Origin of the sequence: Glaciihabitans sp. GrIS 2.15, assembly GCF_035984695.1 — a bacterium.
GTDB lineage: Bacteria > Actinomycetota > Actinomycetes > Actinomycetales > Microbacteriaceae > Lacisediminihabitans.
This window is the reverse complement of the sequence record NZ_JAXCHU010000013.1, coordinates 1-23,348: the sequence shown is the minus strand read 5'-3', so window position 1 is coordinate 23,348 and position 23,348 is coordinate 1. Positions and strand designations below refer to the sequence as shown.

The window sequence follows — 23,348 nt, the reverse complement described above, 5'->3', positions numbered from 1 at the left end:
CCTTCTCATCCGTGTGCCTCATCCAATCGGGCAAATGTCGTGGCCAGCGCGGACCGCGCAGAAACCGTGGCCTGAAGGGCCGCACCAGCCGCTTCGAGGGTGAGGAGCGCCGCACCGACGATGGGACGGTCGCGTACGAGCAGTATCCGGGCGAGCGGGCACCGTCGGCTGAGCTTCTGTTCGATCGCCGCGAGAAAGGAGAGGTTCCCGGCAGCAAGAACTCCGCCCCCGAGCACGACCGGAACCGGCAGGTCGTCCAGGTCGAGCCGAGCGATGGCGGCTCCGGCGAGCGAGACGATCTCCTCGGCCTGTCGGTCGAGGATCGAGGCCGCTATCAGGTCGCCCGCGTCGGCGGCGTCGAACACTATCGGCGAGAGTAGCGCGAGGCTCGCCCCGGAAATCTGTCCGAAATGGAGCCCCTCGATCACGGCGCGGATGTCGGGGAGCCCGAAGAAGTCGGGGATGGACCGGCTGAATTCCGTTGCGGCACCGCGACCGTCGGCTGCGCGTGCGGCGAACCAGAGCGCTTGCTCGCCCAGCTGGGATCCACCGCCCCAGTCCCCGGAGATCGCTCCCAGCGCAGGAAACCGAGCGGTTTCGCCATCTGCTCGCACGCCGACACCGTTGATGCCGGTCCCACAGACCACCGCGATGGCGTTTGACTCCTGGGTGCCCGTTCGAAGGAGGGCGAACATGTCGTTGTCGACGAGGGAGCTGCCGATCGCGGCCCAGGGCAGGTGGGCGACGGCCTCGCGAAAGCTCTCGATCTCGACCTCGAGGTCGAGTCCGGAGACGAAAACGCCGGTTCCGAGCAGGGGGAGCCCCGCACTTTCGAGCACCTCGGTCACGAGAGAGTCGACCACCGCAACGGCCACATCGAGACCCTGCGTCTGGGGATTGGATGCCGCACCGCGAGAGTGGGCCCGCACGACGCCCGCACGGTCGACCGCCACGGCATCGGTCTTCGAGCCACCGCCGTCGATCGCCACGACAACTCCGTGCGGAGGGTGGACGCCCGCCGAATGGGGAGCGGTCATCGGGTCCACGCAAGATGTCGACTGTTCTCCGCGATCAGCAGGTCAGTGAGCTTCTCGGCGCGATCGAACTGGCGCACGAGCGGATGGGCGACCATCGCCCGCAGTACGCGGTCGCGGCCGCCGTTCACCGCGGCATCCAGAGCCAGCCGTTCGTAGCCTGCGACGTCTGCGATGAGGCCGGCGAGGTCATCCGGAAGCGGGGCGATCGGTAGCGCGGTGAGGCCCGCGGATCCCACCGTCGCCGGCACCTCGATCACGTGATCGTCGGGCAGGAACGGCAGCGCGCCATCGTTGCGGATGTTCACCACCTGTACGTCGCGCCGGTCCGAAACAAGAGACGCGATGAGATCCACCGCCGCCTCGGAGTAATACGCGCCGCCGCGTTTCTCGAGGATGGCGGGCTTGGTGTCAACGTGCGGGTCGGCGTAGAGACGCAGCAGTTCGGCCTCCACCTCCATGACTGCCTCGGCGCGGGTGGGGGAGCCGAGCTGTTCGCGCAGCACCTGGTCGTGGCTGTAGAAGTAGCGGAGGTAATACGAGGGCACGGAGCCGAGCAGCGACAACAGGTCCGGCGGCAGTTCCACCTCCTCGGCGAGGTCGCCGAGGTGCGAGGCGAGAAGTTCGGGCAGGGCGTTTCGGCCGCCGACGATGACTCCGCGTTCCCAGGTGAGGTGGTTGAGTCCCACATGATCGAGCTGCACGTCGTGGAAGTCCACGTCGAGCATGGCGGCGAACCGCCTCTGGAACCCGATGGCGACGTTGCACAGCCCGACGGCGCGGTGCCCTGCGCTGACCAGGGCGCGCGTGACGATTCCGACGGGGTTGGTGAAGTCGATGATCCAGGCATCCGGCTTCGCGTGGCGCCGAACCTGTTCGGCGATGTCGAGCACCACCGGCACCGTGCGCAGGGCCTTGGCGAAACCACCCGGTCCGGTGGTCTCCTGTCCGATCACCCCGGCCAGATGCGGCCAGGTCTCGTCGCCGTGACGCGCTGCCTGGCCGCCGATGCGCAATTGGAGCAGCACGATATCGGCGTTCTCAACCCCGGCCACGACATCCGAAGTCGCGTGGATGACCCCGGGATGCCCGGCGCGGGCGAACATGCGTCGCGAGACCCCGGAGACCAGCTCAAGGCGGTGCGCATCCGGATCCACCAGCCAGAGTTCCTCGATTGGCAGCACCTCGCGCAGGCGCGCGAAGCCGTCGATGAGTTCCGGTGTGTAGGTCGAGCCGCCACCGATGACAGTGAGTTTCATAGTGTGTTCCTTCGCCTGTGACGCCGAACTGGTGCTCGTCCCCTCTTCAAGGACTCGGGCTGCTCATGGACTCCGCATGCCCGGTCAGCCAGGCTCATGGACCCACTGTGACATGCTTCGCCCGTTTCGAGTCGAATGGGGCGTCTCGTCACGGATAGCATCGATGGATGGTTGACGTTGACGATGGCACTCGCGTCACGGGCACCCTCACCTCCTGGAACGACGATCGTGGCTTCGGGTTCCTCACCACCGATGTCGGCGATCGTCGGGTCTTCGTGCACATCTCGGCGTTCCCTCGCGCCTCGGTACGCCCCATCCTCGGAGAATCGGTTAGCTTCGAGATCGAGACGGCCTCCGATGGCCGATCGATGGCACGGCGAGTCACCGGAGAGCGGATGGTGCGCGCTGCTGCTTCCCCACGGGAAGCTGCCAAGCCAACTCGGTGGGGTTTTGCCAGGCGGATACTTGCCGGCCGACGCCCGGCATCGTTCGATTACCTTGCGATCGTGGCATTCTTTCTGGTCTACGTGTTCGTGAGCTTCGCCTGGCCGATACCACTCTGGGTGCTCGGTGTGTACCTGGTCACGAGCATCCTCTCCTTCATCGTCTACGCGGTCGACAAGAAGGCTGCCACGAGTGGGGGCTGGCGCATCTCTGAAAGCTCCCTCCTCGCGCTCGGCATCATCGGGGGCTGGCCGGGGGCGATCATCGGCCAACAGGCGTTCCGGCACAAGACACGTAAAGCCGGTTTCCGGTCGACATTCTGGGGCACGGTCATCCTCAACGTGCTCGCCTTCGTCACTTTCAGCGCGGTGCTCTCGACGCGACTTCAGAGCAGCATCTGATACCTATTTCGAGTCGGTGGCGGGTACAATCTTTTTGACCCGGGAGGGTCTCCCCCTACTTTTCTTGTGTGAGGACGGTTCGCTCATGACGATCAACGCTAAAGTACAGGCCACCACCGCTGGCGAGAAACTCCAAGCCGCCGTCGACCAGGCCGGCGAGCTCTATCACGCTGGCCCCAACACTCTCAATCGTAAGATCACCGAGGTCGACGCCGTGCTGAGTGCGGCGGTTGAAGCCATCCAGGAGATCGACGAACGCCTGTCCTGATTTCGCGCGCAGGCCGGTCGGCTGAGCTGACGACCGGGGCGGGCGCCGTCGAACGATACCGGCCGGGCCCCACGGGGGCTCGGAGCAGGGCTTCGCCTGGCCGGTCTGGAGCGACCACGCTGACTGACGCTGCTCAAGAGGCATGACACCATGTCGGGATGACTATCGGACTGGACCCGGCACTGGTGCCAGAACTCCTGGTTCGAGACGTAGACGCCAGCATCGGTTTCTGGTGCACACTCTGTGGCTTCGAGATTCGCTATCAGCGGCCGGCGGAGGGCTTCGCATACATCATGCGAGGAGCCGCCCATGTGATGCTGGAACAAGCAGGGATTGGAAGAAACTGGCTCACCGGGCCACTCGAGGCGCCTCACGGCCGAGGCGTCAACTTCCAGGTGGTTGTGTCCGACGTCGAGCCGATTCTGGCGGCGCTACGGGCGGCTGGCGTCTCGCTGTTCATGCCGCCGGAGACGAAGTGGTACCGCATTGACGATCAGGAAGTCGGCGTACGACAATTTCTCGTCACCGATCCGGATGGATATCTGATTCGCTTCCAGTGCTCTGTCGGTCGGCGAGGCGCAAATCGCATCCGGGACCTCGATCAATCGCAATAGATTCTCGTTGCGCAATAGACCCACCGTCGCGTTCAATCACGCGAGCTAGCGGGTCACGGGAGCTACAAAGTGCCCTCGAGCGCGGGGTGCTGAAAGTTCGTCACCGCATGGAGTTCGAGGTCCTGGTCGATGAGTCCCACAGGTTGAGGATCGTCATAGAGGTCACCTCGTCACCGTGAGGATGGGACGCCTGCAAACAGAGGCCTCCGCACACGCCGATGATGCCAACTACACGGGAACGCACGCTGATTTCTTCGTCAACATCTCGCGAGACGGCTCATTCAGAGGTTTCTCCGGCCTGATAAAGCCAGCTGTGACGTTCCACTGTTCTGTTCTGTTCAGTGCAGCGTTACCGAGCCAGAAAAACTTGCCGTCGTCATAATTCCGAGCACCAGTTCCTGGAATCCTGTGGCCGGCATGGTTCCGCATGATGTCACCTCCGATGTATATGCGATGCGGTACCGCCACCAGACCGCGCTGGCGAACGCGGTCCTCGATGCTATGGTCCAAGCGAAGATCCCGACCGGGGACGGTGCACCACCGGTGATGGTCACCGGCTTCAGCCTCGGTGGAATTACAGCCGGGGCGATCGCCGCCACTTCCAGCGACTACAACATTCAGCAGGCGGTTACTGCCGGATCCCCGATCGGCACGATGCCGATCTCGCCCACCATTCATGTCGTTGCTGTGGAGGGAAGTCAGGACCTCGTTCCCACTCTTGACTGGGCAACCAACCCGAAGACGTGGACTACAGTGCACCATACCGGTTACCCTCTTGTCGGTGAGAGCAACCCGACCATGAATCCCGCCAACGTCCACAATCCAAATCATTACGCGGTGATGGCGATCAACAACCCGACCGTGAACAATGACCCGAATATCACCAGATTTTTGGGCGGCACCCTCACCGTCACCGACTACGCGGCGGTACGCAAGTGACAATCGCCACTGGTGCCGGGCCCTTGAGACGTCGGGCTGTGACAGGTGCCTGCCTGGTGGTGGTGTGTCTGCTCTCGATAACGCTGGGTGGATGCTCAAACCCGATAAAAGGGGGGCAAAGCATCGCGTCGGCTCGAAGCACGGTCCTCGCGATACCGGGCGTATCGTCAGCAAAATTCACCGTTGAGGGCGCCTACAACGGTTTCCAGAAAGAGTGGGGAGAAGATGTCGAGATCGACCTCAAACCAGGTTTTCAACCGAAAGACACCGCCGCGTTTGTCGACTACATCGTTTCGACGATGTGGTCGATCAATGAACACAACCCCGACGGCATAGGGATCGTGCTCACCACTACCCCCCAGGTGAACTTGGATGCGGTCGGGAAAAGCGCCGGTTGGACTAACTTGAAAACAACCGCTGACCAGCCATCAATCGTCGTCACCGGATCTGTGAGCCTCAGAAAGCAACTCGGGGAATGGCCGGGCACGCCGCCGAAGAAGACCGATAAGACAGCTTTGGTCCAGGTTCCGGTGGTGCAGCCCGGGCAGTAGCTGGGTGCTGTCCGCCGACCCGAGTAGCGGGATTCCTATCGTCCGTGGCGGTGATGTGTCGGGTCGCGCTTTTCGACCGGCGCCCGGGTTCGCCTCAACGCGGAGTATCCCGGGTTCCAGGGTTTCGTGCTTGAGGACTGCGTCGGCCAGGCGGAGCGGGATGTCGGACGTGCTCACGTCACAGCCGAGATCGAGGGACAGCTGAACCACTTCGAGGTAGCCACCTTCATAACACTGTGCAACGACCTCATCAGCGACATGACCGAAGTCTGGACAGGAGTCGACGAAGCTGCACCCGTCGGCACTGGACTAATCTGAAACTCAATCGGACAAGGCGGCCTCTCCGAAGCAGACAGCTCTTAGCCCGCGGATGACGCCCGCAAGCGGGTCGGCCGGGTGGACGATTCTTGTCGTTTTTCATCGGGGTGGTTATTTCTCTAGTGGGTCGTCAAATTTGTCAACTGCTGAGTGATCAATTTTGTCAATCGATGTGTCACAGCTCGGACTCCCGCATCAGTCGGTTGACTTCACTCGGTGCCGAAGTGCAGAGTTAACGCATCCTCAGAATTGGAGGCGCACATGGCCGAGCGCATCTCTCCCCAGCAGTTCCACGCATCCGATGGCGTTGAGGATTGGAGGGTGCTCTTCGACGGCGCGAAGACGTACTTTGCTACCGGCTCATTCGCCAGGGGCGTCGCGCTAGTCGAAATCATCGGGCGGCTTGCCGACGCGGCGAATCATCATCCGGATATCGACCTGCGCTACCCCGGTGTGGTGGTTGGCCTGTTCACACACGAGGTCGGCGACATCAGCGACCGTGACGTGGCGCTGGCGCAGCAGATCTCGATGGCCGCACGTGAGCTTGGCATCTCGGCCGACCCCTCCAAGGTGCAGACCGTGCAGGTCTCAATCGATTCGCTCTTCATTCCGGAGGTGCTGCCGTTTTGGGGCGCAGTGCTCGGCTACGACCGGTTCGGAGATGAGGATGTAGTAGACCCGCTCAGTCGTGGACCGTGGGTCACCTTCCAGCAGATGGATGCAACACGACCGCAACGCAACCGCATCCACATCGACGTCTCGGTGCCACGCGACCAGGCCGAAGCGCGCATCGCCGCCGCTCTGGCCGCCGGCGGCCACATCGTGAACGACGCGCACGCACCCCACTGGTGGACGCTTGCTGACGCCGAGGGCAACGAGGTGGACGTCGCGCCGTGGAGGGACATCAGAGACTAGACGACTGCGCTTTTTTGGGTCAGTGGTCGCCAGCGTTGAGTGATTCTTTGGTGGGTAAGTGCGGGTGCCAGTTGTGCCGAATGCCAGCGGCGGGCGCATCGAGAAGTCGGTGCCACTCGGCAATGACAGCTTGACTGTCGGTGGGAAGCGCGACGCTGTTCGCCTAAGTGCATCACGACAATGTGAGCAGGCTCACGATGGGCGAGCACACGATCAAGGCGCTGAGGGGCGAAACCTGGAAGGCGTTCGCCGCCCTGTGTTCCAGGAACAACGGCGACGGATCGAAACCGGTCGCGCCGACGCGGCTCTGGTGTTCGACGGGACACGTCGATTGTCTCCCCGAGAACCAGATCACCTGCTTCTTCGTCGACCGGCGTTATCGCGGTGAGGGTGTAACCATGGCCGCGCTTGACGGCGCCATGTTCGAGCGGGCCGGCTTTAACTACGAGCGGCCAAAAGGCAAGAACCACTGCATCATCCGCAAGCTGATCGAACCGAGCTAGGTGTACTGCCCAGGGACGTTGGTTGAATCGGTGTGACGACTCGCTCTCACCGTCTCCGGATTGGGCGTCACACCGTTGATGATGGGTGGCTGGTCCGGGTGGCCGCTTTGCATTTCAACCTGTCCTGGCTGACCGCGAAGCGGTGGGCTGAACGGTATGTGGTGATGAGTCGTGACGGGATGGTGCACCGATCATCCAGACCGCATTCGAACCCGACGAAGACGAACCCTGCCCTGGTGCGGAAAAATTGGGCATCTGCGATGGAGGCAACCTCTGGGCCCGATCGAGATCGGCGCGAAACTGGGCATGCCGGCATCAACGGTGCACGCGGTGTTGGTCCGCTGCTGGCTGAACCGGCTGCGCTCTATCGATAAACGCACCGGCGAGATCGTGCGTCGCTACGAACACGACAATCCCGGATCGATGATCCATGTCGACGTGACGAAGTTTGGCAACATCCCCGACGGCGGCGGACGCCGTTACGTCGGTCGGCAGCAGGGCAACCGCAACCGTGCCGCGACCGTCGAGGCAAAACGCAATGACCGTCGCCAACCCCTGCTCGGCACAGAGTTTATCTATACAGCCATCGATGACTATTCCCGAGTCGTCTATGCCGACCCCAGACCAACGGGAAGATCGAACGGTTCCATCGCACTCTCGCCGACCGGTGGGCCTCCCGCAGGCACTACAACAGAGAATCGGCCCGCCGAAACGCTCTCCCAACATGGATCCACGAATACAATCACCACAGACCCCACAGCGCCATCGGGGGCCAGCCACCCATCAGCCGGTTAACCAACCTCCCTGGGCGATACACCCAGTGAAGTTCCGTCACAGTTAGACGTCTTGATCATCTTTCTTTCGAGAACGACCCCGAGTAATCGCGAGGGAAATCAGACCGACAGCTCCGATGGCAAAAGCAGGAAATCCAACTACGTAGTCCTGATTCAATAAAATGAATGCGATCCCGATCAGAACGAGCGTCAGAGAGATCACGGGGACAAACTGTGCATATGACCTCATGACCTCAGCCTCCTCACATAGAGGGGATTGTCAACGGGCGAATAGGGGCGCGGGACGTAGTGAAGTTCCGTTGCAGTTAGGCACCTGGCTGCAGCTACGAACTTCTTGGCAGCGGCCTTTTCGTACAGGGGCTGACATCCTTGCTGCATGGCCGACGACCAGGCGCCTGAGATCAAGGTCGTTCGGTGGGAGCAGACTCCAGCGGAGCAGCAGGAGTTTCTTCAGCGCTTTCTCATTCGCGAGGAGGCCATCGTCGACCGCCGGAGAGCTCGGCTCCCCACGGCTCAGCAGGCCTTCGTGTTGATGGCCAAGAACGAAATCGCGCCACGGTTGAGGGAGCTCGGGTTCAAAGGGAGCGGTCAAAAGTTTCGACTTCCGTCAGATACGCATCTTCTGGCTCTCGATTTTCAGCGCTCGGCCTAGGACGACATCCTCGAGGTGAGCTTCACGATCAACCTTGCAGCCGATCCGATCGAATCGGCCTTGAGTGCGAACGAGGTGCGCCGATCGCCTCAACGGTTATATCCGCACCATGAACGACTGGGTTTCCTATCCCGTGGTCGCGACCATTGGTGGAAGGTGCCCGCTGACGGGCCGACGCTCAGCATCGCTGTTGAGGTGATCCACGACATCCGCGAATTTGGAATCCCGTGGTTGCGAGAACAGCCAAAAGGTAATTTTGTCACTCCGTGGCTTCCTCGACACGCCAAAGGCTGATGCGCCGCGACATGGTGCATACCTGCTTCAACGTGTAGCTACCCATTGACTATGGATGTCGTGCGCCGCCTCATTGGACCTCGTGTGGGTGACATAAGTTCAACTCGGCTTCTGCCATGATCTCTGTATGAGCGATGGTCTTGAGCGTGTCACCGCCACGCTGACGACCGGCGAGCGGGTGCTGTGGTCGGGCGGCCCGGATGTCGACGTCTGGTTCTCGCCAGGCGATGCCCTGCTGATCCCATTCAGCCTGCTCTGGGCAGGTTTCGCGGTGTTCTGGGAGTTCTCGGTCCTCAGGTCGGGTGCCCCAGGTTTCTTCGCTCTTTTCGGCGGCGTCTTCGTTGTCATCGGGGTTTACATCGTGGTTCTACGGTTCTTCGTCGGTCACTACCGACGCCGCACCACGAGTTACTTTCTGACCTCGAACCGGGCGATCATTTTCGGCCCGCGATCGATGAAGAGCACCAGAGTCGACGCCCAGACCCTGTCATCGACGTGGACGCGCGACCGTCGCAAGATCACCGTCAACTTTGGGTTCCCCGATGACGCCAACCTGCGCAGGACGTTCGGCCGAACCTCGATGTCAATGTCGGCGATGATGGGTCCTCTCACCGGCTGGGATCCTCTTCAGATCAACCCAGTACCGATCCTGTTCCAGGACGTCACTGATGTCGTCGGCCTGGACCACGCACTTCGTCAGCTCGCTTCGTTTTCCGAATGATCAACTGGAGCCGCCATCTGGTGGAGTTCCGCTTCAGTTAGGTATTTGGAGGGAACATGTCCGCACCATCTCTTCCGATGGGCCTGGCTGATCAACTGGCTCGTGTGGCGACTAGCCGTGACCGGCTTCTGGAGTACGCCCCTTGTCTTGTTCGCTTGCACTCAGGGGAGGTGCTGTCGCGCGTCTATGTTGTGGAGGAGTCGGCCTTCCTGGAGATGTGGGGCAACGATCCGAATCGCCCGTTCCTCGACGTGTCCGAGGTGGCGTCGATTGAAGACAGTCCCGTGCGGCTTCCTCCCGCGCTCGCAAACTTAATCTACGAGGCGGGGGAGTCAGGGATGGGTTACAGCATCTTCACGGTGCATCTTCGAGACGGGCGGACTGTTCCGTTCCTGACGGGTAACCCCGTGGACTTTCCGGACTGGCCCGCTGGAATCGAACCGGCAGAGGCAGTCAGTGTCGAAACAAATGTAGGTCGCGATCAACTTCGAGAGGGCGACTCGGGCGGTTCGTCCCTGGGATACGTCTGGTGCCTGTACTCGGCCCGCGCATGATGTTGATCCGGAAGCGCCATCTCGTGGAGTTACGCATAGGAAACGTATGAAGTTTGTTTTCCGCATTTCAACTATTCATTGGGATGAACGGAGTTCACGCCGTATAGATCGCCGTGGAGTTGCGTCACAGTTAGACCTTTGGATTTCGCGGTGATTGCCAACAGTCGTTATGTCGGCTTGTATTGCGGAATGGCTTGGACTCCGCGATTCGTGTTGCCGCTCATCTTTTTCTTCCTTGGAACCTCCTTCGCCAATCTGGCGTCCCACGCGTCGGCTTGGTTCTGGGCGGCGGTCGCAGTCTGCTTCGTCGCGTTCCTGCTCACGCTCGTATGGGCCGGTAGGAAGTCGAACGAAATTTCCTGGTCGCGGCGGTGATGCAAGGCGTGTGACCCAGTGGATATGCGTTTATGAGAAAACAGCCTTCCCGCCTCTCGTTCCCTTTCGGACGTAGCACGGTCAGATTGGGCGCGGGCCTGCCCTCATCGGGTTGGCCATACTGTCCTTCTCCGAAAACTTAAGCGGTCTGCGGTCACACAGACCCCGCTCGAATCGTCAGCTAGGTAAGGGATGCATTTCGCAGCCCTGCGCAACCAAACGAACGGGAAGCTCACTAATGAAAACAATGACATGCCGACAGCTGGGCGGCCCGTGTGACCACGAGCTTCATGCCGTCACAGCCGATCAAATAATTAAGGACCAAGACCGCCACCTCAAGCAGGCGGTCGCAGACGGTAACGCCACACACATGCAGGCGCGTGAAGACATGAAAAACCGTTGGAAACACCCGAAGCAGTCGATGGACTGGTACTCCGGTGCAAAGAAAGCGTTCGCCGCGCTTCCTGAGGACTAAGTTGAGCCTCGACCGTCCGACCGGGCTGATGAAGACGAGGACCACGGTGGACCAGACCGCCGAGTTCGAGCAGCACAGGCCCCGGTTGCTGCGGATCGCAGGGCGAGTACTCGGCGAGCCGCATGAAGCTGAGGATGTCGTCCAGAACGCGTGGCTGCGAATGGATGCGGCGGACGGCGACATCGACAATCTTCCGGGCTGGTTGACGACAGTTACCACCCGATTGTGTTTGGACCGATTGCGGGCCCGCATCCCGGTGCCGGAAGCGGACGTTGACCTGGCTGAGAATGCACCGGACGCATCTGAGGAGATTGCTCTCGCTGAGACGGTTGGTCTCGCCCTTCACATCTTGCTTGATCGGTTGACCCCAACCGAGCGGGTTTCGTTTGTGTTGCACGACAGCTTCGGGTTCGACTTTTCCACGATCGCGGAAATGTTGGGGCGGTCACCGGCGGCCGCACGCAAGCTGGCGTCCAGGGCGCGAGGCAAAATAGCGCAGCCGGCGACACGGTCTACTAATTTTGGGAGGCAAGCCGATTGGCAAGTTGTCGACGCGTTCCTGGCCGCATCCCGAAATGGTGACTTCACCCATTTGCTGGAACTGCTCGCCCCCAACGTGGTGGTGGAAGGCGACAAGGCCGCAGTCGCCCTCGGAACGCCGAACCTCCTGGAGGGGGCTGAACAGGTGGCGAAGTTCTTCAATGGCGCAGCCAAAGCCGCGTTCCCCATCTACGTTGCGGATCGGCCAGCAGCCGCCTGGATCCACCGCGGAGAACCGAAAATAGTCTTCGACTTCACAATCGATCGTGGAAGGGTGAAGCGAATCGACTTCCGAGCGCAATCGAATGTCCTGGGCCAAGTCCAGCACCGCCAAGGCCAACACCGTGTGTGAACCCACCGAACCTTCCGAGGCTCCCACCACGGCCATGGGCGCATCTGCCACACCGGTCGAGTAACAGTTGACCCCAACGGCCAACCGTGCACCGAGTCTCGCGAGCCGAACTCCCAGCGGGCCGTCCCATCGGGGGCGCGGACGAAAAACCGGCGAATACCCCACGGCTCCGTTGTCAAGGGATGAACAACCTCGTAGCCGCGGCGACGGGCCTCCGCGTAGGCGTCATCGACGTCGTCGACCTTGACGGTGAGCAGGGGGTTCTCGGGCGATGTCGCGTCCCGCGAAACGAGCTGAATGTGCTCCCCGGTGTTGGGCACGACGAAGCGGGTGACCCAGTCGAGGCCCATGTCCTCCCCCTTGAGCCCGAGGTAGTCCGCGTAGAAGGCCCTCGCCTCCTCGATGTCGGGCACTGTGAGGTCAGTCGTGATGCGGATGATGTGCACGGGCTTGTCCCGTCGTTGATGTCTCTCAATCGTGCCGCTCGGCCCCGATGGGTGTCCACCGCAAACGACCCAACGCAGGCCAGTGCCGATCTTTGACAGATGTGGGTGCAGAGCGGACCCGACAATTGGAAGTCTTGCGGGATCATCGAAAGGGGAACACCGTGTGCGCTTCTCGCTGTGACGCTACCGTTTAGCCACGGAGGTAATTATGCAGAATCTCTCGGCTTCAGCCGGAAAGTCAGGAGAGAAGCCAGTCATCGTGCTCATGGCGAGTTGTCTGCTGGGACCGGCAGCTTGGGACCCAGTCGCATGTCACCTGCGAACGCTCGGGTGGGATGTAGTCATTGCCCCGGACGAGGGATTCGCCCCATCGACTCCGGAGGAGGCCGCAATCGCGTACGCTGCGGCCGTCCCCTCCGATTACCCGGTGATCTTGGTCCCGCATTCCAATGCCGGCAGTTTCATTCCTGCCCTCATCGCATCACGGAACATATCCTCAGTTGTATTCGTGGACGCTGTGGTCCCGGTCGAATCGGGTACTCAGCGGATCGTTCCCGCAGTTCTCGTTCCTAGCCCGGCCACCCGATCACTCATAGAGGCGAAACAACCGACATTACCGATCGGTTTCCTACTCGGACAGCTTGAGATCGAAGCCGGATGGAACGAAACGCCATCCGGATACCTCGCCTTCGGTAGCACCTACGCGGAGGAACAACGCAGAGCCGAAGCCGAAGGATGGCCGGTCGCAACCCTGGACGGCCGACACCTCCACATGCTGATCGACCCAGAGCGCGTAGCTTCGGAAATCATCGCGCTGATTCGTTCGTAGGCCGGACGGACGATGGCCGTGAGCGGCATCAGCCAATTGGTTACGTGAGCGCTTTCTTGAAAAAAGCAGCGGAGTCCTCGTACCCTAACGCTAGATAAAACGGTGCGGATCGGCGACTTGCTAGAGCAACGTATGCCGCGCCGCATCGATTTGCCCAGTCCTCCGCAGCGGTCATCAATGCCTTCCCCACCTCTTTGCGCCGCCAGCCATTTGCGACCATGACTTCTTCCACCCACGCAACGGGAGCATTTGCGAGGAAGGACGGATGGCAAGAAACGAGGATGTACCCCAGGACAGTTCCGCTCGCACTTTCCGCGACGAAAAGGACGCTCCCGGCGATGTCATTTAGCGCCGCGAAGGAGGCCTGAAATGCTTGGTGGTCTGGGATTACCTCCGGAGGAAAATCCTTCACAAGCGAAAAAACTTCTTCCGCGTCGTCAGCACGGGCCCGGCGAACCACATAACCAATCTCCGACATACGCCGAGGTTAGCGGTGATGATGGGCGATCCTGAGCGCGGGTTCGCAAGCGTGACGGTTGGCGGTTATTGGTAGGCAGCTCCTGGGGGAGCGCCGATCCGGATGGGTCGCGATGCCCGTATACCCTTGCCCTACCCGGAAGGGTTCGCGCTTAGGAGCGTTGATCGCGAGCCGTTGTTGCCCCGGTAGTACGGCGGAACCTTCCACAGGGCCGCTGGTCCGGAATAGCTGTCAAAATCGGAATTGAGTTCGCGCACCGTGGTGCCCCCAGGCAGATTCGAACTGCCGCCCCAGCCTCCGGAGGGCGGAAGCTAGGCGCGGTCTGCACCGATAACGCCCGAACTCCCGCCTACTTGCTGGGTTCCAAAGTGACCTCGGATGTGCTTGATGACCCCGTGCCTGCCTCAGTTGTTGCCATTCTGTTGCCACCGGGATGCCGCGGCTCCGCCTTGCGGAAAGCGTGGACTTCAGATCAGTAGTGTTCGCGGGCCTGCAGGATGACGATGTGGTCGTCGGTGACGTAGTAGACCAAGCGGTTGACGTCATCGATGCGGCGCGACCACGCGCCGGAGAGGATGTGCTTGAGGGGCTCGGGCTTGCCGATGCCAGCGAACGGATCGCGCAGCGCGTCGGTGATCAGCTGGTTGATGCGCTTGAGAGTCTTGCGGTCCTGGGTCTGCCAGTAGACGTAGTCCTCCCACCCATTGGGGTCGAAGGCGATCGTCCGCGTCACGCGTCCAGGAGATCGTGCTGCTCGAACTCGCCGCGCCGGGCACGCTCGATCGCAGCGAGCAGCCGCTCGGCGTTCGCGGGGTTCCGCAGCAGGTAGGCCGTCTCGGTCATCGCGTCGTAGTCGTCCTTCGACACGATGACCGCGTTTCCATGCCGGGACACGACCTCGACGACGGTGTGATCATCGTTGACCTGCTGGATGAGCCCGAACAGGTTCTTTCGTGCTTCGGTCGCGGTGATTGCCGACATTGTCGCCTCCGGTAAGTAGTACTCGATAGCGTACCACTCAATGGTGACATGGCGGGATCGCAGAGGAAGGTTGATCGTGGGGCTTCCTCTGCATATTCCACGGGCTGGAATACGCAAAGGAACAGCTGGGGCTGGTTTTTTGCCGATCAGCCGCCACCCCCGCGCTGCGCGCGCTTCCCAACCTCCCACACCCATCGCAAGCTCTTGGAGTGGGAGGTTGGGAAGTAAAGGGGTGCGGCAAATAAGCAAAAAGTTGAGGGATGAAGTCGATGTGGTGAGACGCGGTGAGTGAGTTGCCGGTCGTCGAGTTGATTTGTTCGAGATAGCGTCAGCGCCCCGACGTACTGTCGAATCATGGGAAGCATCAGCGCGTACCAAACCAAATCAGGCAAGCGCTACCGAGCGATGTTCCGAAAGCCTGACCACGCTCAGACCCAGAAGCGCGGTTTCAAGACCAAGCGCGAGGCAGAGTTGTTCCTCGCGAGTGTCGAGATCGACAAGAGTCGCGGTGCCTACATCGACCCTTCAAAGTCGCGCGTGCTTGTAGGGGAGTGGCTCGACGCTTGGATGGATGGCCGCGCAGACTGGCGCGCAACGTCAAGCGAGCGAGCTCGCGGTATCGTCGCGCTTCACATCAAGCCCTCGCTCGGCGGCTACCCGCTCGGCTCGTTGACCCATGGCGCGGTCCAGGGCTGGGCTGGTGGTCTCTCCAAAACGCAGTCTCCATCGAGTGTGCGGAAGATCGTCAACGTGCTTTCCGGCAGTCTGCAGATGGCGGTGAAGGACGGACGGCTCCCCGCCAATCCAGCCCACGGGTTGAATCTTCCCAAGGTTGGTAAGCCCGTCAAACGGTATCTGACCCACGATGAAGCCCGGGAACTCGCCGACGGCGTCGATTCGCTCGGCAAGGGTATGTACCGGGGTGAGCGCAACAACTACGGCCTCCTGGTGAAAGTACTTGCGTATTGCGGGCTGCGCTGGGGCGAGGCATCTGGGCTGAGGGTTCAGGACATCGACTTCGCTCGCGGCCGGCTCGAAGTTCAACACACAATCGTCGAAGTCGATGGAGTGCAGCTGGACTCCGAGCCTAAGGACTACGAGGCCAGATCGATCCCGGTGCCGGCGTCGATCCTGGCCGACCTGAAATCCCACGTCGAGGGTAAGGAAGGCGGTTCACCGGCTTTCGCGGCAGCCCGTGGTGGTTGGCTGCGCGGCCGCGTTTTCCGGCGCGGTTGGCTCGACGACGCCGCGAACATGATCGGCCAGGATGGGCTGACGCCTCACGAACTGCGGCACACAGCAGCGAGTCTCGCGATCAGTGCCGGGGCGAACGTCATGGCCGTCCAGCGGATGCTCGGCCATGCGTCGGGCGCAGTGACGCTCGACGTGTTCTCAGATCTGTTTGACAACGACCTCGATGCGGTGTCGGCGGCACTCGACAAGGCGATCGTTCGCGCGGGGATGAAGTCGCTCAGCAGATGGCACGGAAGGAGGTGGCGAGCGATTCCCTGTTGTGAGGGCGGATTATCTCGGGGTCGCATCTGGAACCGACAGGCATGCGTGCAATCAAGCGATGAGATCGGCCGCTGCACCGTTGATGGGAGGTAAACCGAGATACTCCCGCTAGCCTGCTAATGAGTTCGTGTAGCTCTTCCATTCCACGATCTGGCGGAACACAACTGAGCGGCCGAAACTCGTTCCATCGTCGGGATAGATTCCAAAATGGTCCAGATAGTCGATCAGCATCTCGCGGGTCATGCGGTCTCGTTTCAGGCGAGCCGTGTATGCCTGCGTCTGCTCGAAAGGCTGCACCTCGCCGAAGGCGTTGAAATCCCAGCGCCCATCGGCTGCATAGCTGTAGACGGTGCGGATATTCATGCCGGGCGTGGTGCCCTCGGGTCCCGCCATTTTGAACTCCGTGATGGCGTGGCCGGCGGCCGAACACGGATGGTGCTGCCCGCTGACCCAGCGGCAATCGAGCACTCGGCTCAGGTAGTCATTGGAGAGGTCACTGCCGTCTCGCGAGTTGTTGAGGTAGGCGGTCCAGTCCCCGTGTTCGATGAGCAATTCAACGGTCCACGGCGATTGGACCGGGTCCAGGGCTGTAAGGCAGTGCGGGAATGCGCCGCCAGGGGATGTCTCGAGCTTTTGTTCAAGACCGGTTTTCCATTCGACGAGGGCCGCGACAACTTCGTCCAGGGGCCGGTCTAGGAAAGCGACGCCTCCACCGACCGGGGCTAGCTCTCCGTCTAGGAGCCAACGATGAACTTCGGCCATTTAGGAATGCTCTCACAAGTGCACGTGGAGCTATTAGTAAGTGTTGCCAAAGTGTTGCCACGAGGGTGATTCGCCGGTGGTGTCGGGATCGGCACGACCCACCTAACCAACATTTTCGTATGGTGCCCCCAGGCAGATTCGAACTGCCGCCCCTGCCTCCGGAGGGTGTTTTGAGCACTAATTGACGCTCAGAGAAACGCTGAAAACCCCGGAAATACGGGGGAAATAGCTCATATCAACTCGGATGAATCAGGTAGTTCTGTGGGCAAGTGTGGGCAAAATGTGGGCAAAACCTAGTCGTCAGCTTGAAGAGCTCCAGCAGGGTATCCCGTGTCTGAGTCGTAGTGCTGCTCTAACGATTCCGGATCCTGCTCCGGACGATGAAGGACAATGAAATTTACTGCCTGCATTGGGAGAGGAAACATACTCCCGGGAAGCGAGGTGGGAAACGGAGGCCCTTCAATCTCCACCTTCAGCGTTTCGCCGGTGGGCAGATGAGCAATCGCTATTACTTGCGGTTTGTCTGTGACGGCCTGACTATTTTCCCTGAAGTCGTAGTGCTGCTCCAGTGACGTCTCATCCTGCCCCAGACGGTAATCGAAGCAAGGGAGCAATTCCCCGTTGAGGTAACTAAACCAGTTCCCCTCGATCGTGCGCTGGAATGGTGGTCCCTCGAGATCTACCTCCATGGTCTCGCCCATGAGGCCATGCAAAATTGCTTTCACTTGCGCTTTGTCCGTCATGAGCTGACGATAACGAATTCCACGTCTGATTACTATCGGCGATCTCAAAGGGACCTGTCCGGGGTCGCTGTGACGCCGTGAGCCGGCCCTCTTACGGACTAGCGCGTGAGATCGACTTGTCCCGATTGCCTGACACGCTGCGAGATAGCGGGGGAGGACATCGTGCAATGGTGGTGCCCTGAATATGAGCGAACCGTCTAAAGCGTCCGACGAGGCCGGCCGCCTTGCTCGCGGATCCAGTCCCACTCGCGGGAGAACAGGGTATAGATACCCGGGCCGAGGATCTCAAACGTGCAAGTCTGACCGACTGCGTTGATCGCCTCATACAGATCGTTACTCAGTACGCGGTGCCCATCATCGGGACTGCCCCGGGTTCAGTTGACTCGGTGGGTTAGTGGTTTCACGCGGCGTTGAGGGCCATGTTTATGGTCTCAAACTCGATTGGGGTGAGTTTACCGAGGCCGCGTTGCCGACGCTTCCGATGGTAGGTCCGCTCGATCCAGACCACGATCGCCAGGCGCAGTTCCTCTCGGGTGGACCATCGCTGCCGGTCGAGGACGTTCTTCTGCAGGAGAGCGAAGAAGGACTCCATCGCGGCGTTGTCGCCGCAGGCGCCGACGCGGCCCATCGACCCAGTGATGCCGTTGTTCTTCAACACCCGCACGAACGCGTTAGAGCGGAATTGCGAGCCTCTGTCCGAGTGCAGAATCGTGCCGGCGATGTCGCGTTGCCCGATCGCGTTGCGGGCCGCCGCGACGGCCAGGGACGCTTTCATCCGGGAGTCGATCGAGTAGCCGACGATCTTGTTCGACCAGACGTCCTTGATCGCGCAGAGGTAGATTTTGCCTTCATCGGTGCGATGCTCGGTGATGTCGGTCAACCACAGCTGGTTCGGGCCTGTCGCGGTGAAGTTGCGCTGGACGTGGTCGTCGTGGACGGGCGGGCCGGCTTTGCCCCTCAGACCGCGTTTCTTCGCGAACACGGACCAGAGCCGCTGCTGGGAGCACAACCGCCAGACCCGGTTCTCGCCCGCCTTCAAACCCGCATGGTTGAGCTCGTCGGCGATAAACCGGTAGCCGAACGCGGGGTCGTCCTGGTGGGCGTCCCACGCCGCGTTGGTCAGGTGCGCGTCGTCCCAATCGCGTTGCGTGACCGGGTTTCGGAGCCACTGACAGAAAGCTTGTTTGGAGAAGTGCAATACCCGGCAGGTCACCGTGACGGGGACCCCGTCGACGGCCAGTTCGCGGACCAGCGGGTACATCATTTTGGGTTGACATCCCGGGAGAGATACGCGACCGCGCGGCGCATCACCTCGGCTTCCTGCTCCAGCAGCCGGATCCGTTTCCGCGCCTCCCGCAGCTCAGCGGACTCCTTCTCCGTGACGCCGGGCTTCACCCCCTCTTCGACGTCGGCTTTCTTCAGCCAGTTCGCCAGGCACGACTCGGAGATCCCGAAGTCCCTCGCGATCTGATTCAGCGGGGCTTCGTGCTTGCGAGCGACCGCGACGACATCGCGCCGGAACTCGGGTGGGTAGGGCTTGGGCATGGTGACATCCTTCCAGCGGAAACGAATCTCCACAGGTCAGGAGTCAACCAAACCGGGGGCAGTCCCTTTCCTACAAGCGCGGACACAAGTATTTGACCTGCGTCGTCGACCACAACTCAGGCCGACTCGTTTGGGCGGCCCCGGGGCAGGACAAAGCGACTTTGGGTACGTTCTTCGATGCGCTCGGCCCGGAACGCTCAGCCCAGATCACGCATGTTTCCGCGGACGGGGCCGCGTGGATCGCCGCTGTCGTCGCCGTGCGCTGCCCCAACGCGATCCGCTGCGCTGACCCGTTCCACGTCGTCAAATGGGCCACCGACGCCCTCGATGAGGTACGCCGGGCGGCATGGAACGATGCCCGGAAAGCCGCCCGACTGGGCGACGCCAGACGCACTCGGGGCCGACCTCCGAAGGACGCCCCGCCCCGCCCGGACAGCGCCCGCGCCGCCGGGGTGAAGAACTCCCGCTATGCGCTTTGGAAGAACCCGGAGAACCTGACCGAGAAACAGAAGGTCAAGCTCGCCTGGATCGTGCAGACCGACCCCAGGCTCGGCCGGGCCTACTACTTGAAAGAAGGTCTCCGCGTCATCTTCAAACTCCCGATCGATGAAGCAGGCGAAGCACTCGACAAGTGGGTCGGCTGGGCCAGACGTTGCCGCATCCCCACGTTTGTGAAACTCCAACGCAGCATCGTGAAACACCGGGCCGCGATCCTCGCCTCGATCGAGCACGGCCTCTCCAACGGCCGCGTGGAATCAATGAATACCAAGATCCGACTCATGACCCGCATCGCCTTTGGCTTCGCTTCCCCCGACGCCCTCATCGCCCTCGCGATGCTCAGCCTCGGCGGCCACAAACCGGTACTCCCCGGCCGGATTTAACCCACGGAAGAGTCAGGAGAGCCGGTAATCAGCGTCTTATTTGTGACTCGGTTACGTCCTGCCGAGGGTGCGACTGTTACGATTTCAGTAGATTTCATGAGTTCGTTTTCCTTACTTGATCGTTGGGTTTTCGGGCAATTTGGGCCAGTGGGAGTTACAGCTCCTGCTGGCCTTTTGTTTGCAGTCATTACGCGACTGCTGTGCGGTCGGTCTGCGTGCGTACCGAGCCTTCGATCCATTCGATAACGTCTGATTCCCTGTAGAGCACACGTTTTGGCGAGGGCTTGAGGAATCGGGGCGATAGGCCGATGAAGCGCCGTTGTGCCAGTGCACCGGGGGTCATTCCCGGCATAAGTTCGCAGACTTGCTCGGGTGATAGATATTTGTCCATTGCTGCTCTCCTGTTTGGTGTACGGTGTCACACTATTATGACTCACACCAATCGGGATTGCAAGCACACACTCATCCGGATATATTTGAGGCATGAGCGAAACTAGCGCGCGAGGCGCCTTCCCATCTGCGGACGAAGCTTTCGCTGCAGCAATCCGGGCAAAGCGTGAGGCCAAAGGTTTGACGCAAGAGGATCTGGCGAAGCACATGACAATGCGCGGCTTCGACTTTCATCAACAGACGATCTACAAAATAGAAAAGGGCTCCAGGAAGGTCACGGTCGGTGAGGCGGTGAGCCTTGCCGAGGCGGTTGGGGTTCCCGTTGAGACCTTGGCCGACCAGTTTCCCGGGTCTCCCGAGTCACTAGCCAATGAAGTTCGCCACACTGGGCGCGACTACGCGGAAGCGCTATTCGACACCGTGGAGCAAATGCGGACGCTCAAGTATCAACGGTTGGCCTACACCGAGGCGCTTCGGCTGTATTCCGAACAGCCGACTGCATGGGTCGATGACGCTGAGGGGAACAAGGTGCCTCTTGATCAAATATGGGCACCGCTCGCCCTGTTCGCTGGAATCGGTGACTACTCAACTGCATGGAACGAGCTGCTATCCGACTACCGAGTGCAGATCACGCTAAAGGCGGTTGGCTGGGACCCCGAGGATATGGGCGATGAAGAGAAGCGGATCTAGCAAATGCCTAGCGTCACTCCGTATGAGACCGCGGCGGGCAAGCGGTACAGGGTGCGTTATCGGAAGCCTGACCGCTCCCAGACAGACAAACGCGGGTTCAAGACAAAGCGTGAGGCAGAGCTGTTTCTAGCCTCTGTGGAGGTCGCTAAGAGCCGCGGCGCCTATGTCGATCCGACTCGTGCACGAGTCACGGTGGCCGAGTGGATGACAACCTGGACAGCCACACGATCGGATCTCCGCCCGTCGACGCTCGACCGGATAGAGGGAATCATCCGGCGTAACATCACGCCTCCCCTGGGGAGCATTCCGATAGGTGATCTGAACCGTCTACGCGTCCAGGAGTGGGCCTCTCAGCTCTCGGAAACTCAGTCGCCGTGGTCTGTGCGAAAGATCGTCAACACCCTGTCAGGGGCGCTGCAGCTGGCCGTAGATGACGGGCGAATAGCAGCCAACCCCGCGGCCAGGTTGAAGCTCCCCAAAGTGTCCAAGAATCAGAAGCGATATCTGACCCACGAGCAGGTTCACGCGCTGGCCGCGGCCGTTGACAAGCGCGGGGACGGATACGGGACCATCGTCCTCGTGCTGGCCTACTGCGGGCTCCGCTGGGGAGAGCTGGCGGGGCTGACTGTGGGCAGTGTGGATCTCGACCGGTCCCGGCTTGAGATCAAGAACACGATGATCGAGATCAACGGATACCTTGAAGCCTCCACACCAAAGGATTACGAGGAGCGGTCGATACCCGTTCCCGAATTCCTGCTCGAGTACCTTGAGGGAGCGCGTGCCGGCAGACAGCCCGATGCGACTTTATTCGTGGGCATGAAGGCCGGGGGAGTGCTCCGCAATCGGGTCTTCCGTCGAGGCTTTTTCGACCCTGCAGCCGACGAGATCGGTGTGCCAGGGCTTACACCGCACGAGCTGCGTCACACCTGCGCCAGCCTTGCCGTGAGTGCCGGGGCGAACGTGAAAGCGCTGCAGAGAATGCTGGGGCACAGCTCCGCCAAAGAGACGCTAGACACGTACGCCGAACTGTTCGATACCGATCTCGACAGCGTTGCGGTAGCGCTGAATCAGGTGGTAACAAATTTGAATGTGGGCAAAATGTGGGCAAATGGTGAAAAGCCGACCCTGCGCCTTGTGGATAAGGAGCCTTCGATCCCAATGAATACGGGCTTTTTATGGTGGTGCCCCCAGGCAGATTCGAACTGCCGCCCCTGCCTCCGGAGGGCAGTGCTCTATCCCCTGAGCTATGGGGGCCCAAGTGCACCTCAACGTTACCAGCCCGCTGCCAGCCGCACGGTCGGGTCGAAACGTAGGCTGGTTGTATGACCGATTCCTCCTGGCGCGACCGATTGCGAGCGCTGCCCGTCTTCAGCGGCCAACTGCCGACTTTTGATACGGATGCCGCCCCGGCGGACCCGACTTCACTGCTCACAGAGTGGCTGGGATTCGCTCTCGACTCCGGGGTGTCTCAGCCCCACGCTATGGCCATCGCTACCGTAAGCACCGAAGGTGCGCCATCCGCCCGCACCCTTCTTCTCAAGGATGTGACGCCAGAGGGCCTGTGGTTCGCCACCCTGTCGTCGAGCCCCAAGGGACGCGACCTCGTTAAGAATCCGCGCGCAGCCCTCCTCTTGTATTGGCGGGAACAAGGGCGGCAGATCCGCGTGGTGGGCGACGTGGAGCCCGGCTCGCGCGAGCTCGCTCGCATCGACTTTCTCAAACGGCATCCCAACGCCCGGGCGATTGCGGCAGGCGGCCAGCAGAGCGAGCCGCTGCCGGCGACGGATGCGGAATACGAGGCCGTGGTGGGTGCGGCTCGCGAGCGCATCGACGCCGATCCCGACTACGTACCCGATGAGTGGCAGGCCTACCTTGTGCGCCCGGTGGAATTCGAGTTCTGGCAGGCCGCGCGTGAGCGGGACCAGCTTCGGCTGCGCTACCGACGTGACGGAGACGGCTGGGTGCGCGACCTGCTCTGGCCGTAGCTGCCCTTAGCCTCGATCCACCGACCGACTCGGGGTGGCTGCCTGATTTCGATTTAGGTGGGATTGTTGGTCGCGGGCAGGACTGAGCGTCGGGCCTCGC

General features: G+C 61.2%; 26 protein-coding genes, 1 tRNA gene and 4 pseudogenes. 21 read left to right on the top strand and 10 right to left on the bottom strand.

Annotated elements, in window-relative coordinates; all coding sequences use genetic code 11:
• Positions 1-5: 5 nt before the first annotated feature.
• Positions 6-1,037, bottom strand: a complete 1,032-nt coding sequence (locus tag RCH11_RS15565; protein WP_327057935.1) for an N-acetylglucosamine kinase — start codon at positions 1,035-1,037, stop codon at positions 6-8.
• The gene (locus tag RCH11_RS15560) at positions 1,034-2,293 is read right to left on the bottom strand and encodes a 6-phospho-beta-glucosidase (protein WP_327057934.1); all 1,260 of its coding nucleotides are present in this window, start codon (positions 2,291-2,293) and stop codon (positions 1,034-1,036) included. Before RCH11_RS15560 ends, RCH11_RS15565 begins: the two co-directional genes overlap by 4 nt.
• A 167-nt stretch (positions 2,294-2,460) precedes the next feature.
• Between RCH11_RS15560 and RCH11_RS15555 the strand changes: the two genes are divergently transcribed.
• The 15 genes and pseudogenes from RCH11_RS15555 to RCH11_RS15490 all read left to right on the top strand — a co-directional run bounded on the left by RCH11_RS15555 (position 2,461) and on the right by RCH11_RS15490 (position 12,003).
• The gene (locus RCH11_RS15555; protein ID WP_327057933.1) at positions 2,461-3,138 is read left to right on the top strand and encodes a cold shock and DUF1294 domain-containing protein; all 678 of its coding nucleotides are present in this window, start codon (positions 2,461-2,463) and stop codon (positions 3,136-3,138) included.
• An 85-nt stretch (positions 3,139-3,223) separates the two neighbouring features.
• The gene (locus tag RCH11_RS15550; protein WP_327057932.1) at positions 3,224-3,406 is read left to right on the top strand and encodes a hypothetical protein; all 183 of its coding nucleotides are present in this window, start codon (positions 3,224-3,226) and stop codon (positions 3,404-3,406) included.
• Between the two features lie 158 nt (positions 3,407-3,564).
• Positions 3,565-4,020: a bleomycin resistance protein gene (locus tag RCH11_RS15545; RefSeq protein WP_327057931.1), complete on the top strand. Its 456-nt coding sequence runs from the start codon at positions 3,565-3,567 to the stop codon at positions 4,018-4,020.
• A 417-nt stretch (positions 4,021-4,437) separates the two neighbouring features.
• The gene (locus tag RCH11_RS15540) at positions 4,438-4,959 is read left to right on the top strand and encodes a hypothetical protein (RefSeq protein WP_327057930.1); all 522 of its coding nucleotides are present in this window, start codon (positions 4,438-4,440) and stop codon (positions 4,957-4,959) included.
• Between the two features lie 38 nt (positions 4,960-4,997).
• Positions 4,998-5,510 (top strand): hypothetical protein, encoded by a 513-nt coding sequence (locus tag RCH11_RS15535; protein WP_327057929.1) that lies wholly within the window; start codon positions 4,998-5,000, stop codon positions 5,508-5,510.
• A gap of 126 nt (positions 5,511-5,636) precedes the next feature.
• Positions 5,637-5,828, top strand: a complete 192-nt coding sequence (locus tag RCH11_RS15530) for a hypothetical protein (protein WP_327057928.1) — start codon at positions 5,637-5,639, stop codon at positions 5,826-5,828.
• A gap of 261 nt (positions 5,829-6,089) precedes the next feature.
• Complete coding sequence (locus tag RCH11_RS15525; RefSeq protein WP_327057927.1) at positions 6,090-6,743, top strand: VOC family protein; 654 nt, start codon at positions 6,090-6,092, stop codon at positions 6,741-6,743.
• Between the two features lie 197 nt (positions 6,744-6,940).
• The gene (locus RCH11_RS15520) at positions 6,941-7,246 is read left to right on the top strand and encodes a hypothetical protein (protein ID WP_327057926.1); all 306 of its coding nucleotides are present in this window, start codon (positions 6,941-6,943) and stop codon (positions 7,244-7,246) included.
• Positions 7,247-7,272: 26 nt separating this feature from the next.
• Positions 7,273-8,070 (top strand): annotated as a pseudogene (locus tag RCH11_RS15515) (integrase core domain-containing protein).
• 346 nt (positions 8,071-8,416) lie between these two features.
• Complete coding sequence (locus tag RCH11_RS15510; RefSeq protein WP_327057925.1) at positions 8,417-8,692, top strand: hypothetical protein; 276 nt, start codon at positions 8,417-8,419, stop codon at positions 8,690-8,692.
• Between the two features lie 15 nt (positions 8,693-8,707).
• Complete coding sequence (locus tag RCH11_RS18245) at positions 8,708-8,986, top strand: DUF4304 domain-containing protein (RefSeq protein WP_442789059.1); 279 nt, start codon at positions 8,708-8,710, stop codon at positions 8,984-8,986.
• 127 nt (positions 8,987-9,113) lie between these two features.
• Entirely contained in the window at positions 9,114-9,707 is a 594-nt protein-coding gene (locus tag RCH11_RS15505) for a hypothetical protein (RefSeq protein ID WP_327057924.1), read from the top strand.
• Between the two features lie 56 nt (positions 9,708-9,763).
• Positions 9,764-10,261: a hypothetical protein gene (locus tag RCH11_RS15500; protein ID WP_327057923.1), complete on the top strand. Its 498-nt coding sequence runs from the start codon at positions 9,764-9,766 to the stop codon at positions 10,259-10,261.
• A gap of 138 nt (positions 10,262-10,399) precedes the next feature.
• Positions 10,400-10,636 carry a hypothetical protein gene (locus tag RCH11_RS15495; protein WP_327057922.1) on the top strand — a complete coding sequence of 79 codons (237 nt, stop codon included), beginning with the start codon at positions 10,400-10,402 and terminating at the stop codon, positions 10,634-10,636.
• Between the two features lie 476 nt (positions 10,637-11,112).
• Positions 11,113-12,003 (top strand): sigma-70 family RNA polymerase sigma factor, encoded by an 891-nt coding sequence (locus tag RCH11_RS15490; RefSeq protein WP_327057921.1) that lies wholly within the window; start codon positions 11,113-11,115, stop codon positions 12,001-12,003.
• Positions 12,004-12,185: 182 nt separating this feature from the next.
• Here the strand turns inward: RCH11_RS15490 and RCH11_RS15485 are convergent.
• Positions 12,186-12,416: pseudogene (locus RCH11_RS15485) on the bottom strand (VOC family protein); the annotation flags it as partial.
• Between the two features lie 541 nt (positions 12,417-12,957).
• Between RCH11_RS15485 and RCH11_RS15480 the strand changes: the two are divergent.
• Positions 12,958-13,278 (top strand): hypothetical protein, encoded by a 321-nt coding sequence (locus RCH11_RS15480; protein ID WP_327057920.1) that lies wholly within the window; start codon positions 12,958-12,960, stop codon positions 13,276-13,278.
• A gap of 40 nt (positions 13,279-13,318) precedes the next feature.
• On the opposite strand, the gene RCH11_RS15475 is transcribed toward RCH11_RS15480, so the two are convergent.
• The 3 genes from RCH11_RS15475 to RCH11_RS15465 form a co-directional block, all read right to left on the bottom strand.
• Positions 13,319-13,756: a GNAT family N-acetyltransferase gene (locus RCH11_RS15475; RefSeq protein ID WP_327057919.1), complete on the bottom strand. Its 438-nt coding sequence runs from the start codon at positions 13,754-13,756 to the stop codon at positions 13,319-13,321.
• A 472-nt stretch (positions 13,757-14,228) separates the two neighbouring features.
• Positions 14,229-14,489, bottom strand: a complete 261-nt coding sequence (locus RCH11_RS15470; RefSeq protein WP_327057918.1) for a Txe/YoeB family addiction module toxin — start codon at positions 14,487-14,489, stop codon at positions 14,229-14,231.
• Positions 14,486-14,737: a type II toxin-antitoxin system Phd/YefM family antitoxin gene (locus RCH11_RS15465; protein WP_327057917.1), complete on the bottom strand. Its 252-nt coding sequence runs from the start codon at positions 14,735-14,737 to the stop codon at positions 14,486-14,488. The genes RCH11_RS15470 and RCH11_RS15465 overlap by 4 nt, the downstream gene beginning before the upstream one ends.
• Positions 14,738-15,091: 354 nt before the next feature.
• Between RCH11_RS15465 and RCH11_RS15460 the strand changes: the two genes are divergently transcribed.
• A complete protein-coding gene (locus RCH11_RS15460; RefSeq protein WP_327057916.1) occupies positions 15,092-16,345 on the top strand; it encodes a tyrosine-type recombinase/integrase in 1,254 nt (417 codons plus the stop codon).
• A 15-nt stretch (positions 16,346-16,360) separates the two neighbouring features.
• Here the strand turns inward: RCH11_RS15460 and RCH11_RS15455 are convergent, their stop codons facing one another.
• From RCH11_RS15455 to RCH11_RS15445, 3 genes are all read right to left on the bottom strand, one after another.
• Entirely contained in the window at positions 16,361-17,014 is a 654-nt protein-coding gene (locus RCH11_RS15455) for a hypothetical protein (RefSeq protein ID WP_327057915.1), read from the bottom strand.
• 293 nt (positions 17,015-17,307) lie between these two features.
• On the bottom strand, positions 17,308-17,757 hold the full coding sequence (locus tag RCH11_RS15450) for a hypothetical protein (RefSeq protein ID WP_327057914.1): 450 nt from the start codon (positions 17,755-17,757) through the stop codon (positions 17,308-17,310).
• A 400-nt stretch (positions 17,758-18,157) separates the two neighbouring features.
• Positions 18,158-19,302, bottom strand: a protein-coding gene (locus RCH11_RS15445; protein ID WP_327057913.1) for an IS3 family transposase whose coding sequence is annotated in 2 segments (ribosomal slippage) — positions 18,158-19,023 and positions 19,023-19,302 — 1,146 coding nt in all. Because the reading frame shifts where the segments join, the coding sequence is not laid out codon by codon here.
• Positions 19,303-19,367: 65 nt separating this feature from the next.
• Between RCH11_RS15445 and RCH11_RS15440 the strand changes: the two are divergent.
• The 3 genes and pseudogenes from RCH11_RS15440 to RCH11_RS18240 all read left to right on the top strand — a co-directional run.
• Positions 19,368-20,183 (top strand): annotated as a pseudogene (locus tag RCH11_RS15440) (ISL3 family transposase); the annotation flags it as partial.
• A gap of 483 nt (positions 20,184-20,666) precedes the next feature.
• Positions 20,667-21,263: a helix-turn-helix domain-containing protein gene (locus RCH11_RS15435; protein WP_327057912.1), complete on the top strand. Its 597-nt coding sequence runs from the start codon at positions 20,667-20,669 to the stop codon at positions 21,261-21,263.
• 3 nt (positions 21,264-21,266) lie between these two features.
• Positions 21,267-22,283, top strand: a pseudogene (locus RCH11_RS18240) (tyrosine-type recombinase/integrase); the annotation flags it as partial.
• 159 nt (positions 22,284-22,442) lie between these two features.
• Here the strand turns inward: RCH11_RS18240 and RCH11_RS15430 are convergent.
• Positions 22,443-22,517 (bottom strand) — tRNA-Arg (locus RCH11_RS15430).
• Between the two features lie 68 nt (positions 22,518-22,585).
• On the opposite strand from RCH11_RS15430, the gene RCH11_RS15425 reads away from it, so the two are divergent.
• Complete coding sequence (locus RCH11_RS15425; protein ID WP_327057911.1) at positions 22,586-23,248, top strand: pyridoxine/pyridoxamine 5'-phosphate oxidase; 663 nt, start codon at positions 22,586-22,588, stop codon at positions 23,246-23,248.
• The last annotated feature ends 100 nt before the right edge of the window (positions 23,249-23,348 follow it).